The organism is Mycobacterium sp. 012931, from assembly GCF_000419295.1.
Classification (GTDB): Bacteria; Actinomycetota; Actinomycetes; order Mycobacteriales; family Mycobacteriaceae; genus Mycobacterium; species Mycobacterium marinum.
Window position 1 is genome coordinate 4,433,458 of the sequence record NZ_AOPX01000001.1, and the last position, 14,354, is coordinate 4,447,811.

Consider the following 14,354-nt stretch of genomic DNA (forward strand, 5'->3'; position numbering starts at 1 on the left):
GGGCCATGGTACGGCGGCCGGCTGGCCGACAGCGTGTCGGCCGGTGGCCGAGCCCCTCCCGGACAGAGTCGGGCTAGACCCGCCGGCGATCTCGTTCGGCGGCCAGTTCTGCGATGACCACCTCGCACGCCACAGTCTGGCTGTAGCCACGACGCGCCAGCATCGCCACCAATCTGCGGGTCACCCGGGCGTCATCCTCGGTCAGCTTTTCGCGCCTGAGCTTGGTCCTGACGAGTTGCTCGGCCCTGCCTCGCTCGGCACCCGCGTCGAGTCCGGCCAGCGCGGTGCCGATCACATCCTGGTCGACCCCTTTGGCCTGCAGCTCAGCGGCCAGTGCGCGCCTGCTCTTTCCCGCATTGGCCCGACGGGATTGCACCCAGTCCGCGGCAAAGTCGGCGTCGTCGACCAGACCTACCGCGGTAAGCCGATCCAGCACGCGATCGCCGACGTCCTCGGGGTAGCCACGTTTCGCCAGCTGACCGGCCAACTCTGCCCGAGTCCGGGATCGCGCGGTGAGCAGGCGCAGACATAACGCCCGCGCCTGCTCTTCGCGAGATGGCTCAGAAGTCGACGGGGGCGGGAAGGACACCGTCATCAGTCACCACTGCACCGATACCGAGCTTTTCTTTGATCTTCTTCTCGATCTCGTTGGCCACTTCGCCGTTCTCCAGCAGGAAGTTGCGGGCATTCTCCTTGCCCTGCCCGAGCTGTTCGCCCTCGTAGGTGAACCACGCACCGGATTTCCGGATGAAGCCCTGATCCACACCCATATCGATCAGCGAGCCTTCCCTGCTGATACCCCTGCCGTAGAGGATGTCGAACTCGGCCTGTTTGAACGGTGGCGAGACCTTGTTCTTGACGATCTTGACCCGGGTGCGGTTACCGACCGCATTGGTGCCGTCCTTGAGCGTTTCGATCCTACGCACATCCATGCGCACCGACGCGTAGAACTTCAGCGCCTTTCCACCCGTCGTCGTCTCGGGTGAGCCGAACATCACCCCGATTTTGTCGCGGAGCTGGTTGATGAAGATCGCCGTGGTTCCCGAATTGTTCAATGCGCCAGTCATCTTCCGCAGCGCCTGGCTCATCAGCCGGGCCTGCAGGCCGACATGGCTATCCCCCATTTCGCCTTCGAGCTCCGCGCGTGGCACCAGTGCGGCCACCGAGTCGATCACCACGATGTCGAGCGCCCCCGAACGGATCAGCATGTCGGCGATCTCGAGCGCCTGTTCACCGGTGTCCGGCTGGCTGACCAGCAGGGAATCGGTATCGACACCAAGCTTTTTGGCGTACTCGGGATCCAGCGCATGCTCGGCATCGATGAATGCCGCGACGCCGCCGGCGGCCTGGGCGTTGGCCACCGCGTGCAATGCCACGGTGGTCTTACCCGAGGATTCCGGGCCGTAGATCTCGATCACCCGGCCACGTGGCAGACCGCCGATGCCCAGGGCAACATCGAGTGCGATGGATCCGGTCGGGATGATCGAAATCGGTTGCCGTACCTCGTCGCCAAGGCGCATCACCGAACCTTTGCCATAACTCTTCTCGATCTGGGCCATCGCCAGTTCGAGTGCCTTTTCGCGGTCGGGAGCTTGCGCCATCGTGCCTCTCCTATAGTCGGTGTTCGATGACCGGTATGGGTCGGTTGGCTGTGACACTAAAGAAGACCACCGACAGATCGCGTCTTCGAGTGATGACCACAGTAGCCGAACATCTGTTCGATTCAAGTTTCGACACGCCGCGTGTGGCAATATCGGCTACCGATGGACGCATGAACATCTCCGCCGAGCTGGCCGAAATCGCCTCCTACGGAGGTTTTTTCGGGCTGACCGTGGGCGGCGACCCAACGGGATGGCATCCGGTCACCCAGGCCTATGCCAACGGGTTCTCGGACTTGATCGACGCCACCATCGAGCGCTATGGCACGCCAGAGGTGCGAATCGGCGCATCCCTGGTGCATCTCGGCCATGCCGCCCGGCTGTGGTCACCAGTGCTCGCATGCGTCTTGAGCCAGGGGGTAGTTCCCGACCTGACCAACCTGCAGCGTGCCGACAACGCCGCGCTGCTGCGGCTGCCCGAACCCATCGGCGAGCCCGCCGCACCGTCCCCGGAATTGTTGTATCGCGTCGTCATCAAGGACCACATGGAGCCGTTCGCAGCGGGCCTGCGCGCCAAGTTGGCGCCCGCGCTGCTGTCCGGCAACATCGCGTCGGCACTCGTCGGGGCGTCACGCGCGCTGATCTCGGCGCGGCCGGACTTGCGCCAGTCCGTAGCCAGCACCACCGCCGAGTTGCTGAGCATGGGCCGCCTGGCCGGATCAGGGGTGATCGCAGGCGCCGATCTGAGCTTCCGGCGCAACAGTTGCTGTCTCTACTACCGCCTGCCCGGCGCGGGGAAATGCGGCGACTGCCCGCTCTAGCGGGCGCCTAGATCACCACTGCTCACGGGGAACATCGAAGTCAGCGCACAACGCCCGCCACACGTCGCGAGGCTCCACACCCGCCTCGATCGCCTGGGCGGCGGTCCGGCCATCGAAGACCGTCAAGACGTGGTCGACCAGAACCGATGCGCCGTAGGCGGCACCAAACCGCAGCGTGATCCGTTCGTGAAACTCTGTCAGCCGCACGCCAGCCAACATACTGGGCCGGCCAGCCAATCCGGTCATCCCGCAAGCGCCAGCGCTTCGTGGCAGACCTGCACCGGATCGGCCACGTCGGCAATGCTGGCGGCGGCCCGTTGCGCCGCCTCCCGGTAACCGGGCGACGACAGCACCTCATTCACCGCGGCCGCCAGCGCATCAGCGCCCAGCGGCCGGATCAGCCGAGCGCTGCCCTGGCGTACCACGCGATTGGCTATCTCCCACTGGTCCCCGCCGCCGGGAACCACCACCAGGGGCACCCCGGCCAGCAACGTCTTGGAGACCATCCCATGACCGCCCCCGCAGATCACCACGTCGGCGTGGGTCAACAGCTCGGCCTGGCTGCCCAGCCCGACCGCCGCCCACGACGGTGTCACCAGATCGTCACCGCCGAGCCGGGAGACCACCAGCCGCGATCCCGACGGCAGCGTGTCGCCCGGAATCAGCGACTCCAGTGCGACCGCGGCCAGTCCGGCGGTTCCGGACAATGCCGTGGACGGCGCGATGACCAGCACCGGACCCGAACCGGCAGGGACTTTCAGCAGCTGATCGGTCGGTTCGAAGTGCAACGGGCCGACCACGATCGCCTCGGCAGGCCAGTCCGGACGCGGCACCTCGAGGGCGGGCAGCGTAGCGATCAATCGCCGCAGCGGGCCCGGATCATGCTCTGCCAGGCCGATCTCGGCCCGCACCGCGGCGCGCTGTCGCAGGCCCGCACGCCAGGACCGCGCCGTCAGCGCCCGCATGGTGGTGTCGCGCAGCCGGCCGCGAATTCCGGTGCCCGGCGCCAGACCGCTGCCGATCGGCGGCAGGCCTTTCGACGGCCGATACAGCGGATGCGGGTTGAGCTCGATCCAGGGGATCCCCAACCGCTCGGCCGCCATTCCCCCGCAGGCGGTGATCACGTCGGACACCACCAGGTCGGGCGCCAGGTCGGACAGCGCCGGAGCGTTGAGCAGGGCCATCTGAGCGGCCCTGCGATGAATCCTGGCGCCGGCATCCAGATCCTCGTCGGTGGCGACCAGCCCCGCCAACTCAATGGCGTCAACGCCGGCCGCCCGAGCGGTGTCCAACCACTCCACACCGGTCAGCAGCGTTGGAATATCGCCGGCCGCCAAAAAGCGCCGGCACAGCGCAATCGCGGGAAACGAATGGCCGGGATCCGGCCCGGCGACCACGGCGACACGCACCGCACCACCCTGCCACAGTGCCTGGCCGGTGCCCAGCCACCGCCCAATCGCCGACCAGCCACCGCAGTTGCCCGTACTCGCTTACCCTGGCAACCATGACCGAGCTGACTCAAACAAGCCAAACAAGCACCGACAACATCCGCACGGTCGAGGGCTTCCTGAGTGCGCTTCAGGACGCGGACTACGAAGCGGCGAACGCGGCCCTAGACGACCACCTGGTGTACCAGAACGTCGGACTGCCGACGATCCGTGGCCGGAGCCGGGCGATGCGGCTGTTCCGCCAGATGGACGGGCGCATGGGGTTCGAGGTGAAGATCCATCGCGCCGCCGCCGATGGAGCCGCCGTACTCACCGAACGCACCGATGCATTGATTCTCGGCCCGCTGCGAATTCAGTTCTGGGTCTGCAGCGCGTTCGAGGTACACGACGAGCGCATCACGCTGTGGCGCGACTACTTCGATTTCTACGACATGACCAAGGCATTGCTGCGCGGGGTGGCCGGCGCGGTGATCCCAGCGCTGAAGGCACGCATGTAGGTGCACACCTAGCGGCGCGGTAACCCACCCAGTTCGTCGAAGGCCTGCGCCCAGCCGGCCAGGCGATCGGTAGCTCCGACCAGTTCGTGGCGGTAGCGCTGCTGCGACACCGCCTCGGCCACGGTGGCACCGTTGGCCGACGAAACCAATTGCGCTGCCGCGGTCACCATCTCGTTGTACTGACGCACGCCGGCGCCTAGTTGGGCGGTAAAGGCATTGATGGTGGGCACCAGTTGGCCACGCGAGGATTCCGAATACTGCGCCGCCCGCTCCATCGATACCACCTGGGCAGCCGTGGCGGCCATCGCCGCGGCGCTGTGGTTGGCCGCATCGGTCAGGTCCTGGATTTCGGCCGCAGGTACCAGCGCGCCCCGCTCCATCACACCCAACAGCGAGAAGAATCCACGTTCGGAGGCGCCCAGGGCGGCCATCGCGGGGCGGGCGGCCGAACCCATCGGCGGCAACCGCCGGGTGGTGGTCGGCCGCTGTGACGGCAACGGCTCCGACCGCAGCCAGTAGTAGCGGAAGAACAGCAACGTCGCGGGAATCACCTGCACCACCGCGATCGCTCCTGTGATCTGCAGCAGCAACGCGAACCAGCCCCACGCTGCCAGCACCGCCGTCACCGCGGCCCAAAAGACGCAGCCGGCGCTGAAGATCAGCGCCCACCGCAGCGCACGGCGGCGGCGGCGCAGCTGGCGAGCTCGCGGATCGGTGGCAGCGCTGATCTTGCGGGCGGCGAAGTCGGACAGATCACCCACGAAGTCGAGACCCCGCTGCAGCAACGCACGCCGCTGGCCGCGCTGAGCCGACTTCACCGCCATGTGAGACTCTCCGCCCTACTGCTGACCAAAAGGTTTCTCTGCGACCGCCCCACCGGTTTCGGTGGCCCCAGTGGCACCGGGAGTGGCCGCGCCTCCCGCCGGCAGCGACTCGCCGCGCATCGAGGCCCGGATCTGTTCCAGCCGGGAATGACCGGCCATCTGCACGCCGGCCTGCTGAACTTCGAGCATGCGGCCCTGCACCGAACTTTGGGCGAGCTCGGCCTGACCGAGTGCGGTGGCATACCGGCGTTCGATCTTGTCCCGCACCTCATCGAGGCTGGGGACGTTGCCGGGGGCGGCAAGCTCACTCATCGACCGCAGCGACGAGCTGACCTGCTCTTGCATCTTTGCCTGCTCCAGCTGGCTGAGCAGCTTGGTGCGTTCGGCAATCTTCTGCTGCAGCACCATCGAGTTCTGCTCGACTGCCCGCTTGGCCTGAGCCGCGGCATTGAGGGCCTGGTCGTGCAGCGCTTTGAGGTCTTCGACGCTCTGCTCGGCGGTCACCAGCTGGGCGGCAAACGCTTCGGCGGCGTTGTTGTACTCGACCGCCTTGGCCGCGTCGCCAGCGGCGGTGGCCTGGTCGGCCAGCGTCAGCGCCTGACGCACGTTGACCTGTAGCTTTTCGATGTCGGCCAGCTGGCGGTTGAGGCGCATCTCCAGCTGGCGCTGGTTTCCGATCACCTGTGCGGCCTGTTGGGTCAGCGCCTGATGGGTGCGCTGGGCTTCCTCAATAGCCTGCTGAATCTGCACTTTGGGGTCGGCGTGCTCGTCAATCTTGGAGTTGAACAGCGCCATGAGGTACTTCCACGCTTTGACGAACGGATTGGCCATCGGTTAGCTCCGCCTTCGTTTCTTGTGGGCCGGGTGGGTCCCGGGTAGGGCCCGATTGAGCTCAGCACACTTACCCTGTCGCTCAATTTAGTGGGTCCGGGCCGATCTCCCCACCCGTGATCCCATAACTGATCGGCACCAGATCGGCTGCGCCGCGCTCAGGCCACCGCCAGCGACGCTACCTGGGGAATGACCAATCTGGTGCCGGCATCGATGGTGGCTCCGGTCGGCGCGGTCTGGATCGCGCGTTCGTCACGCGCCATCCGCTCACCCGCACCGATGAGCACCTCAGACAGCGGGACCTGCAACGCGTCGCAGATTGCATTGAGCAATTCGCTGGACGGCTCCTTGCGGCCACGCTCGATCTCGGACAGATACCCCAGACTCACCCGAGCGGTGTCGGACACCTCCCGCAGCGTCAGGCCCTGTGAAGTTCGCTCCCCGCGCAACACGTCGCCAATGACCTCGCGCACCAATGACGCCATCGTGCTCTCCTCCATCTGCCTTCAACATCCATGACGACCAAATCAAGCACCCAAATGCGGTTCAAGCGCCCGACCAGCAGCGCCCAAGAGCACTGGTTCTTAGATGAACGCGGCGTGAGCTGGTGTGGTTCCCGCTGGCTTACGACGCGCGTTTTCCGGCACGAATTTCGCGGACGGTCGATGCCACGTAGTCGATCCCGGTCACCACCGTGAGCACGATTGCGGCGGCCATCACGACCACCGCCGCCATGTGCAGCGGGCCGGAAAGCGGCAGGACGAACAGCCCGATCGCCACCGCTTGGACGACGGTCTTGAGCTTGCCGCCCCAGCTGGCGGGAATGACACCGCGGCGGATGACAGCCAGCCGCAGCATGGTCACCCCGAGTTCGCGGCTCAGGATCAACACCGTGACCCACCACGGCAGGTCGTTGAGCATCGATAGCCCGATCAGCGCCGCCCCGATCAGGGCCTTGTCCGCGATCGGATCAACAAACGCCCCGAATTCGGTGGCCATGCCGTAGTTGCGGGCGAGCAGTCCGTCAAATCGATCGGTGATGCTGGCAACCGCGAATACCGCCCATGCCGCTATCCGGAAAGTCGTTTGGTGACCTCCGTCATAGAACAGGAGGTACAAGAAAATCGGGACCAGCACAAAGCGCAGGCCAGTCAGGACGTTGGCTAGGTTGGCGATCCCTGCGGTTCCCGGCACCTGACCTGTTTGCGGCTGCCCTGACACCGCAACAGAATAACGTTTGACCAGCCGCCCCGCCGCCGATGTCGATACTGTTTTCTCGTGACCGAAAGTCAACAGGATTTCCGGCCGGTGGTCCGGCGTGCCAGAACGTCCGACGTCCCGGCGATCAAAAAGCTTGTCGACACCTATGCGGGGAAGATCCTGCTGGAGAAGAACCTGGTCACCCTTTACGAAGCGGTTCAGGAATTCTGGGTTGCCGAACACCCCGAAATCCAGGGCAACGTGATCGGCTGCGGGGCCCTGCACGTGTTGTGGTCGGACCTCGGTGAGGTCCGCACCGTCGCGGTGGATCCCGCTATGACCGGGCACGGCATCGGCCACGCGATTGTCGACCGACTGCTCGAGGTGGCCCGGGAACTGCAGCTAGAGCGACTATTCGTGCTGACGTTCGAGACCGAATTCTTCACCGCGCACGGGTTCACCGAGATCGAGGGCACGCCGGTGACCGCGGAGGTGTTCGAAGAGATGTGCCGCTCCTACGACATCGGCGTCGCGGAGTTTCTGGATCTGAGCTACATCAAGCCCAACATCTTGGGCAACACCCGGATGCTGTTGGTGCTTTAAGCCGTCACCGATCAATCCTCGTCCGGCGCGTCGTCGGCCACCCCGCCCCTGATCAAGGCCAGCGTTCCGGCCAATTCATCGGGCTTGACCAGCACCTCGCGGGCCTTCGAGCCTTCGCTCGGCCCGACGATGTTGCGCGTCTCCATCAGGTCCATCAGTCGGCCGGCTTTGGCGAACCCGACCCGCAGCTTGCGCTGCAACATCGAGGTGGAGCCGAACTGACTGGACACCACCAACTCCACGGCCTGCAGCAGCACGTCCATGTCGTCACCGATGTCCGAGTCGACGTCGGTGCGCTCACCGGTGGGCTTGGCGTTGGTGACACCCTCGGTGTACTCGGGCTCCGCCTGATCCTTACACGCGGTGACAACGGCGTGGATCTCCTCGTCGGTGATGAACGCGCCCTGCAGCCGGATCGGCTTGCCGGCGCCCATCGGCAGGAATAGGCCGTCACCCATACCGATCAGCTTTTCCGCGCCCGCCTGGTCCAGGATCACCCGGCTGTCGGTCAGTGAGGATGTGGCGAACGCCAGCCGGGACGGCACGTTGGTCTTGATCAAGCCGGTGACCACGTCGACCGAGGGCCGCTGGGTGGCCAGCACCAGATGGATGCCGGCGGCGCGGGCCTTCTGGGTGATCCGCACGATGGCTTCCTCGACGTCACGCGGCGCGGTCATCATCAGGTCGGCCAACTCGTCGACGATCGCAACGACATAGGGATAGGGCTTGTACACCCGCTGGCTGCCCAGTGGCGCGGTGATCGCTCCCGATCGCACCTTCTCGTTGAAGTCATCGATATGACGCACCCGGGACGCTTGCATGTCCTGGTAGCGCTGTTCCATCTCCTCGACCAGCCATGCGAGAGCGGCCGCCGCCTTCTTTGGCTGCGTGATGATCGGGGTGATCAGGTGCGGAATGCCTTCGTAAGGGGTCAGTTCCACCATCTTCGGGTCGATCAGGATCATCCTGACCTCTTCCGGGGTGGCCCGGGTCAGCAGGGAGACCAGCATGGAGTTGACGAAGCTGGACTTTCCGGACCCGGTGGAACCGGCGACCAGCAGGTGCGGCATCTTCGCCAGGTTGGCCGAGATGAAATCGCCCTCGATGTCTTTGCCCAGGCCGATCACCAGCGGGTGGTGGTCGCGGCGGGTCGTCGGAGCGGTGAGCACGTCGGCAAGCCGCACCATTTCGCGGTCGGTGTTGGGCACCTCGATGCCGACCGCCGACTTGCCGGGGATGGGAGCGAGCATCCGCACGCTCTCGGTGGCCACCGCGTAGGCGATGTTCTTCTGCAGCGCGGTGATCTTCTCCACCTTGACGCCGGGCCCCAGCTCGACCTCATACCGCGTGACGGTCGGACCGCGGGTGCAGCCGGTCACCGCCGCGTCGACCTTGAATTGGGTGAGCACATCCCCGATGGCGCCGGCCATGTGACTGTTGGCGGCGCTGCGCTTCTTGGGCGGATCTCCCGCCACCAACAGTTCCATCGATGGCAGTGCGTAGGGCCCCTCGACGACACGGTCGAGTACCAGGGTTTCCTGCTTCTCCGCCGGGGCGCTGCGGCCGGACTTTCCGGCCTTGCCGGCGCCGCGCGCGACGGCAGGTTCTGGAACGGTCGGCGCATCCGGCTCCCCGATTTCGCCGTCGGGCTCCGTGTTCGGCGAGGGCCAGGCCCGCAGCTCCTCGTCGGGCCGCAGCGGCACCTCGTCGTAGTAGCCGTCGGAGAAGTCCTCACGCGCGACTTCCACCGTGTCGGCATCATCACCGGCGAAATCCGAGTAGCCCTCGTAGTCATCGCCGTCGTCGAACTCGTCATCGTAGTACTCGCGCTGCAGCAGCCGGGTTCCGAACAGGCCACGTAGCACATCGGGAACCTCGCGGATTGTGGTCCCGGTCAACAGCAATAGTCCGAACAGCGCCCCGATGAACAGCAACGGAGCGGCGATCCACACGGTCAGCCCGTCGGATAGCGGTCCACCGATCGTGAATCCGATGAACCCCGCGGCACGCTGGCGCAACTCCGGGGATTCCGGCGAACCCGCCCACAAGTGCCGCAACCCCAGGAAAGACAGCGCGATCAGGCTGGACCCGAGAATCAGCCGGGGCCTGGTGTCGGGGTTCGGCTCGGTGCGCATCAGCACTATCGCCGTGCCTGCAAGAACGATCGGGAGCAGCACCACCGCCGAGCCGATGAACGTTCGCAGTACCGCATCCACCCACGCGCCGACCGGGCGGGCGGCGTCGAACCATGAACTCGCGGCGACGACCACCGCAATGCCCAGCACCACCAGCGCCACGCCGTCACGGCGATGCCCGGGTTCGATGTCACGAGCGCGCCCTATCGACCGCGCCGCCCCGCCGGTGCCCTTGGCCGCCATCATCCAGGTAGCGCGCATGGCTCGGCCGCCCGCGAGCCCGGCCACCTTGAGCACGGACTGATTGCGCCGCGGGATCGGCTTGGCTACCCGCTTGGCCGGCTTGCCCGCCGGCTTTCTGGTCCCCTTCGCCGGCCTTGCCGGCCCGGCGGAGGCAGTAGCTCTCCCGCCTCGGGAAACGCCCCCTGAAGCGGCCTTTGACCTGCTCGTTCGGGCTCCGGAGCGCACAGCGGTCTTACTAGCCATGCCAGCAAGACTAGTCGCAATTGCATCATCTGCACCACTTGCCACACTGGTAACGCAGGCTTCACCAGCATGTGCCCGCCTCGTTATCTTCGGGCCTGAGTAGGGTGGCCAAAGGTGACCAAAGTCATGCCCGGTCACACCACCAAAAACCCGCCGCAGTCTCCCCAGGAGGTCCCAGCATGCCCGTCGTCGTCGCCACGCTGACCGTCAAGCCGGAGTCGGTCGACGCCGTCCGCGACATCCTCACCACGGCGGTCGAAGAGGTGCACGGCGAACCCGGCTGCCAGCTCTACTCGCTGCATCAAACGGGCGAAACCTTCGTTTTCATCGAACAGTGGGCCGACGCGGAGGCACTGACCGCCCATAGCACCGCGCCCGCGGTGGCCAAGATGTTCACCGCGGCCGGCGAACACCTGGCCGGGGCGCCGGACATCAAGATGCTGGCGCCGATCCCCGCGGGAGATCCCGACAAAGGTCAACTCCGTCAGTGATGAGCCGGCCACTGGACGGCCCACTGAGCGGCCGTGTTGCCTTCATCACCGGGGCGGCGCGCGGGCAGGGTCGCGCGCATGCGCTTCGACTGGCCCGCGACGGCACAGATGTCATCGCGGTCGACCTGTGTGACCAGATCGCCAGCGTGCCGTATCCGCTGGGCACCGCCGAGGAATTGGCAACCACCGTCAAGCTCGTCGAGGACACCGGCGCCCGCATCGTGGCCAGCCAGGCCGACGTCCGGGATCGGGAAGCACTGGCCGCGGCGCTGCAAGCCGGGATCGACGAATTGGGCCAGGTCGACATTGTGGTGGCCAACGCCGGTATCGCACCGATGCAGTCCGGCGACGACGCCTGGCGTGACGTTATCGACGTCAACCTCAGCGGCGCCTACTACACGGTCGAGGTCGCGATACCGACCATGATCGAACAGGGCCGGGGCGGGTCGATCGTTCTGATCAGCTCGGCGGCCGGATTGGTTGGCATCAGCAACGCGGACGCCGGCGCCATCGGCTACGCCGCCTCCAAACACGCGTTGGTCGGGTTGATGCGCGTATACGCGAACCTGCTTGCACCGCACAGCATCCGGGTCAACTCGCTACACCCATCCGGGGTGGATACCCCGATGATCAACAACGAGTTCATCCGGCGCTGGCTCGCCGACCTGGTCGCCGAGACCGGCTCCGGCCCCGGCGCGGGCAACGCGCTGCCGGTGCAGATCCTGCAAGCCGATGACATCGCCGGTGCGCTGGCCTGGCTGGTGTCCGACGAGGCCCGTTACATCACCGGCGTCGCCCTGCCGGTGGATGCCGGCTGTGTGAACAAGAGGTAGTTGATGACCCGAAATCCCGCTGCACAGACCGCCTTCGGCCCGATGGTGCTGTCGGCTGTCGAACAGAACGAGCCCGCCGAGCACCGCCTGGTCGACGACGACCTGGCGGATCTGTTCCTGCCCAGACCGCTGCGGTGGCTGGTCAGCGCGACCCGGCCGGCCGGCATTCGGCGCCTCTTCATCCGCTGGTCGGAGTGGTCCGGCAGCGGGCTCTGGGTCAATCTGACCTGCCGCAAACGATTCATCGGCGACAAACTTGGCGAGGCGCTCGACGACGTCGATGCGGTGGCGATTCTGGGCGCCGGGCTGGACACCCGCGCCTACCGACTGACCCGCAAGGTGCGCATTCCGATCTTCGAGGTGGACCTGCCGGTCAACATCGCTCGCAAGGCCAAGACGGTGCGACGGGTGCTGGGCGAACTACCGTTGTCGGTTCGGCTGGTGGCGTTGGACTTTGAGCATGACGACCTGCTCACCGCATTGGCCGAACATGGCTACCTCACCGACTTCCGGGTGTTCTTCATCTGCGAGGGCGTCACCCAATACCTCACCGAAGAGACCGTCCGGCGGACCCTGGAGGGGCTGCGCGCGGCGGCACCGGGCAGCCGCCTGGTGTTCACCTACGTCCGCCGCGACTTCATCGACGGAACCAATCGCTACGGCACCCGGACCTTGTACCGCTCGGTGCGCCAACGGCGTCAACTGTGGCATTTCGGCTTGCTGCCCGACGAGGTCCCCGAGTTTCTTGCCGAATACGGCTGGCGGCTGGTGGAACAGGCGGGGCCCGACGAGCTCGTCCAGCGCTATGTCGAGCCGGCCGGCCGCAAGCTCAACGCATCTCAGATCGAATGGTCGGCCTACGCCGAAAAACTCTGAGCCGGGCCGGAAGCGGCCGGTCCTCAGACTTCGATGACCGTGGGCACGATCATCGGCTGCCGGCGGTAGGTCTCACCGAACCATTTTCCGACGGTGCGGCGCACCCCCTGCGCGATCCTGATCGGATCGGTGACGTTGGCGGCAACCAGAGATTCCAGCTCGGCTTCGACCTTGCGCACGGCGGGCTCCAGCGCCTTGGGGTCTTCGGAGAATCCACGCGAATGCAGATGCGGCACAGCCGCGGGACGCCCGGTGCCCCGGTGCACGACCACGGTCACCGCGATAAAACCCGACGACAGGATCAGCCGCTCGCCCAGGGTGATTTCGCCGACATCGCCGGTGATCAAACCGTCGACGAACATCTTGCCAACCGGGACCGCACCGGCGATCGAAGCCTTGCGCCCCACCAGATCGACGCTGACCCCGTTCTCCGCCAACAGGATTGACTCCGGCGCCACCCCGGCGCTGGCGGCCAGCTTGGCGTTGGCCCGAAGCATTCGCCAGGTTCCGTGCACCGGCATGACGTTGCGTGGTCGCACCCCGTTGTACAGGAACAACAGCTCACCGGCGTAGGCATGGCCGGAAACGTGCACCCGGGCTTGGGCGTTGGTGACCACCCTGGCGCCGATCTTGGAGAGCGAGTCGATGACGCCGAAAACCGCTTCCTCATTGCCGGGGATCAGCGACGACGACAAAACGATGAGATCACCGGCAGTCAGCGTGATGCTGCGGTGCTCACCGCGCGACATCCGCGACAACGCCGACATCGGTTCGCCCTGGGTGCCGGTGGTAATCAACAACACCTGTTCGGGCGGCATCATCTCGGCGGCACCGATGTCGATCACATCGGAATCGTCCACCCGCAGAAAGCCCAGTTCCCTGGCGATGCCCATGTTGCGCACCATGGAGCGCCCCACGAAGGAAACTCGCCGGCCCAGTGCCACCGCGGCGTCGATGATCTGCTGCACCCGGTCGACGTTTGAGGCGAAACACGCCACGATGACCCGACCGTCGGCACCCCTGATCAGCCGGTGCAGGGTGGGACCCACCTCGCTTTCGGAGGGCCCGACACCGGGGATCTCGGAGTTGGTCGAATCACACAGGAACAGGTCAACACCGGCATCGCCGAGGCGCGACATGCCCGGTAAGTCGGTGGGGCGACCGTCGAGGGGCAGCTGATCAAGCTTGATATCACCGGTGTGCAGCACGGTTCCCGCGCCGGTGTAGACGGCGATCGCAAGGGCATCCGGCACGGAGTGGTTGACGGCGAAGTATTCGCACTCGAACACGCCGTGTCGACTGCTCTGCCCCTCCGCGACCTCGACGAACACCGGTTTGATCCGGTATTCGCGGCACTTGGCCGCAACCAGCGCCAGGGTGAACTTGGATCCGACGATGGGGATGTCCGGACGCAACCTGAGCAAGAACGGGATAGCCCCGATGTGGTCCTCGTGCGCGTGCGTGAGCACCAGCGCCTCGATATCGTCCAGGCGGTCCTCGATACGGCGCAGGTCGGGCAGGATCAAATCGACGCCCGGCTCGTCGTGGGTCGGGAACAGCACGCCGCAGTCGATGATCAGCAGCCGCCCCAGATGCTCGAACACCGTCATGTTGCGGCCGATTTCGTTGATGCCGCCCAGCGCGGTGACCCGCAACCCCCCGGAAGCCAACGGCGCTGGTGGGGGAAGTTCTTCGTTCACCGTCGACTCAC

General features: G+C 65.9%; 16 protein-coding genes. 6 read left to right on the forward strand and 10 right to left on the reverse strand.

Annotated features, from left to right (window positions below):
• Window positions 1-73: 73 nt before the first annotated feature.
• Together recX and recA are read right to left on the reverse strand one after the other, a co-directional pair.
• A complete protein-coding gene (gene recX, locus MMSP_RS19500) occupies window positions 74-595 on the reverse strand; it encodes a recombination regulator RecX (RefSeq protein ID WP_011741165.1) in 522 nt (173 codons plus the stop codon).
• Window positions 561-1,601, reverse strand: coding sequence for a recombinase RecA (recA, locus tag MMSP_RS19505; protein WP_012393764.1), 1,041 nt, complete (start codon window positions 1,599-1,601; stop codon window positions 561-563). The genes recX and recA overlap by 35 nt, the downstream gene beginning before the upstream one ends.
• Before the next feature lie 170 nt (window positions 1,602-1,771).
• Here recA and MMSP_RS19510 point away from each other — a divergent pair, with 170 nt between their 5' ends.
• Window positions 1,772-2,419 carry a (2Fe-2S)-binding protein gene (locus MMSP_RS19510; RefSeq protein WP_020788003.1) on the forward strand — a complete coding sequence of 216 codons (648 nt, stop codon included), beginning with the start codon at window positions 1,772-1,774 and terminating at the stop codon, window positions 2,417-2,419.
• Between the two features lie 12 nt (window positions 2,420-2,431).
• On the opposite strand, the gene MMSP_RS19515 is transcribed toward MMSP_RS19510, so the two are convergent.
• Window positions 2,432-2,638: a DUF3046 domain-containing protein gene (locus tag MMSP_RS19515; protein ID WP_011741168.1), complete on the reverse strand. Its 207-nt coding sequence runs from the start codon at window positions 2,636-2,638 to the stop codon at window positions 2,432-2,434.
• A 23-nt stretch (window positions 2,639-2,661) separates the two neighbouring features.
• Window positions 2,662-3,828, reverse strand: coding sequence for a glycosyltransferase (locus MMSP_RS19520; RefSeq protein ID WP_020788004.1), 1,167 nt, complete (start codon window positions 3,826-3,828; stop codon window positions 2,662-2,664).
• 95 nt (window positions 3,829-3,923) lie between these two features.
• Here MMSP_RS19520 and MMSP_RS19525 point away from each other — a divergent pair, with 95 nt between their 5' ends.
• Window positions 3,924-4,364, forward strand: coding sequence for a limonene-1,2-epoxide hydrolase family protein (locus MMSP_RS19525; protein WP_020788005.1), 441 nt, complete (start codon window positions 3,924-3,926; stop codon window positions 4,362-4,364).
• A gap of 8 nt (window positions 4,365-4,372) precedes the next feature.
• On the opposite strand, the gene MMSP_RS19530 is transcribed toward MMSP_RS19525, so the two are convergent.
• From MMSP_RS19530 to pgsA, 4 genes are all read right to left on the reverse strand, one after another.
• A complete protein-coding gene (locus MMSP_RS19530) occupies window positions 4,373-5,188 on the reverse strand; it encodes a hypothetical protein (RefSeq protein ID WP_012393760.1) in 816 nt (271 codons plus the stop codon).
• A gap of 15 nt (window positions 5,189-5,203) precedes the next feature.
• Window positions 5,204-6,019, reverse strand: coding sequence for a phage shock protein PspA (gene pspA / locus MMSP_RS19535; RefSeq protein ID WP_012393759.1), 816 nt, complete (start codon window positions 6,017-6,019; stop codon window positions 5,204-5,206).
• Window positions 6,020-6,177: 158 nt separating this feature from the next.
• Window positions 6,178-6,504 (reverse strand): transcriptional regulator ClgR, encoded by a 327-nt coding sequence (gene clgR / locus MMSP_RS19540; RefSeq protein ID WP_036427433.1) that lies wholly within the window; start codon window positions 6,502-6,504, stop codon window positions 6,178-6,180.
• Window positions 6,505-6,643: 139 nt separating this feature from the next.
• A complete protein-coding gene (gene pgsA / locus MMSP_RS19545) occupies window positions 6,644-7,240 on the reverse strand; it encodes a CDP-diacylglycerol--glycerol-3-phosphate 3-phosphatidyltransferase (protein ID WP_181013034.1) in 597 nt (198 codons plus the stop codon).
• A gap of 57 nt (window positions 7,241-7,297) precedes the next feature.
• Here pgsA and MMSP_RS19550 point away from each other — a divergent pair, with 57 nt between their 5' ends.
• A complete protein-coding gene (locus tag MMSP_RS19550) occupies window positions 7,298-7,822 on the forward strand; it encodes an amino-acid N-acetyltransferase (RefSeq protein WP_011741175.1) in 525 nt (174 codons plus the stop codon).
• Window positions 7,823-7,833: 11 nt separating this feature from the next.
• Here the strand turns inward: MMSP_RS19550 and MMSP_RS19555 are convergent, their stop codons facing one another.
• Window positions 7,834-10,443, reverse strand: coding sequence for a DNA translocase FtsK (locus tag MMSP_RS19555; protein WP_051153711.1), 2,610 nt, complete (start codon window positions 10,441-10,443; stop codon window positions 7,834-7,836).
• Between the two features lie 179 nt (window positions 10,444-10,622).
• Here MMSP_RS19555 and MMSP_RS19560 point away from each other — a divergent pair, with 179 nt between their 5' ends.
• The 3 genes from MMSP_RS19560 to MMSP_RS19570 are packed head-to-tail and all read left to right on the forward strand — an operon-like array spanning window position 10,623 to window position 12,643.
• Complete coding sequence (locus tag MMSP_RS19560) at window positions 10,623-10,934, forward strand: putative quinol monooxygenase (RefSeq protein WP_012393755.1); 312 nt, start codon at window positions 10,623-10,625, stop codon at window positions 10,932-10,934.
• Window positions 10,934-11,767, forward strand: a complete 834-nt coding sequence (locus MMSP_RS19565) for a mycofactocin-coupled SDR family oxidoreductase (RefSeq protein WP_036426741.1) — start codon at window positions 10,934-10,936, stop codon at window positions 11,765-11,767. Before MMSP_RS19560 ends, MMSP_RS19565 begins: the two co-directional genes overlap by 1 nt.
• Before the next feature lie 3 nt (window positions 11,768-11,770).
• Window positions 11,771-12,643, forward strand: coding sequence for an SAM-dependent methyltransferase (locus tag MMSP_RS19570; RefSeq protein ID WP_015355302.1), 873 nt, complete (start codon window positions 11,771-11,773; stop codon window positions 12,641-12,643).
• A gap of 23 nt (window positions 12,644-12,666) precedes the next feature.
• Here the strand turns inward: MMSP_RS19570 and MMSP_RS19575 are convergent, their stop codons facing one another.
• A complete protein-coding gene (locus tag MMSP_RS19575) occupies window positions 12,667-14,343 on the reverse strand; it encodes a ribonuclease J (protein WP_020788009.1) in 1,677 nt (558 codons plus the stop codon).
• Between the last annotated feature and the right edge of the window lie 11 nt (window positions 14,344-14,354).

Bases quoted from the DNA above. Each gene is read 5' to 3' on its own strand.
- pspA (WP_012393759.1), bottom strand. From the start codon at position 6,019: ATGGCCAATCCGTTCGTCAAAGCGTGGAAGTACCTCATGGCGCTGTTC.
- recA (WP_012393764.1), bottom strand. From the start codon at position 1,601: ATGGCGCAAGCTCCCGACCGCGAAAAGGCACTCGAACTGGCGATGGCC.
- MMSP_RS19565 (WP_036426741.1), top strand. From the start codon at position 10,934: ATGAGCCGGCCACTGGACGGCCCACTGAGCGGCCGTGTTGCCTTCATC.
- recX (WP_011741165.1), bottom strand. From the start codon at position 595: ATGACGGTGTCCTTCCCGCCCCCGTCGACTTCTGAGCCATCTCGCGAA.
- MMSP_RS19515 (WP_011741168.1), bottom strand. From the start codon at position 2,638: ATGTTGGCTGGCGTGCGGCTGACAGAGTTTCACGAACGGATCACGCTG.
- MMSP_RS19570 (WP_015355302.1), top strand. From the start codon at position 11,771: ATGACCCGAAATCCCGCTGCACAGACCGCCTTCGGCCCGATGGTGCTG.
- MMSP_RS19510 (WP_020788003.1), top strand. From the start codon at position 1,772: ATGAACATCTCCGCCGAGCTGGCCGAAATCGCCTCCTACGGAGGTTTT.
- MMSP_RS19530 (WP_012393760.1), bottom strand. From the start codon at position 5,188: ATGGCGGTGAAGTCGGCTCAGCGCGGCCAGCGGCGTGCGTTGCTGCAG.
- MMSP_RS19560 (WP_012393755.1), top strand. From the start codon at position 10,623: ATGCCCGTCGTCGTCGCCACGCTGACCGTCAAGCCGGAGTCGGTCGAC.
- MMSP_RS19525 (WP_020788005.1), top strand. From the start codon at position 3,924: ATGACCGAGCTGACTCAAACAAGCCAAACAAGCACCGACAACATCCGC.
- clgR (WP_036427433.1), bottom strand. From the start codon at position 6,504: ATGGCGTCATTGGTGCGCGAGGTCATTGGCGACGTGTTGCGCGGGGAG.
- MMSP_RS19555 (WP_051153711.1), bottom strand. From the start codon at position 10,443: ATGGCTAGTAAGACCGCTGTGCGCTCCGGAGCCCGAACGAGCAGGTCA.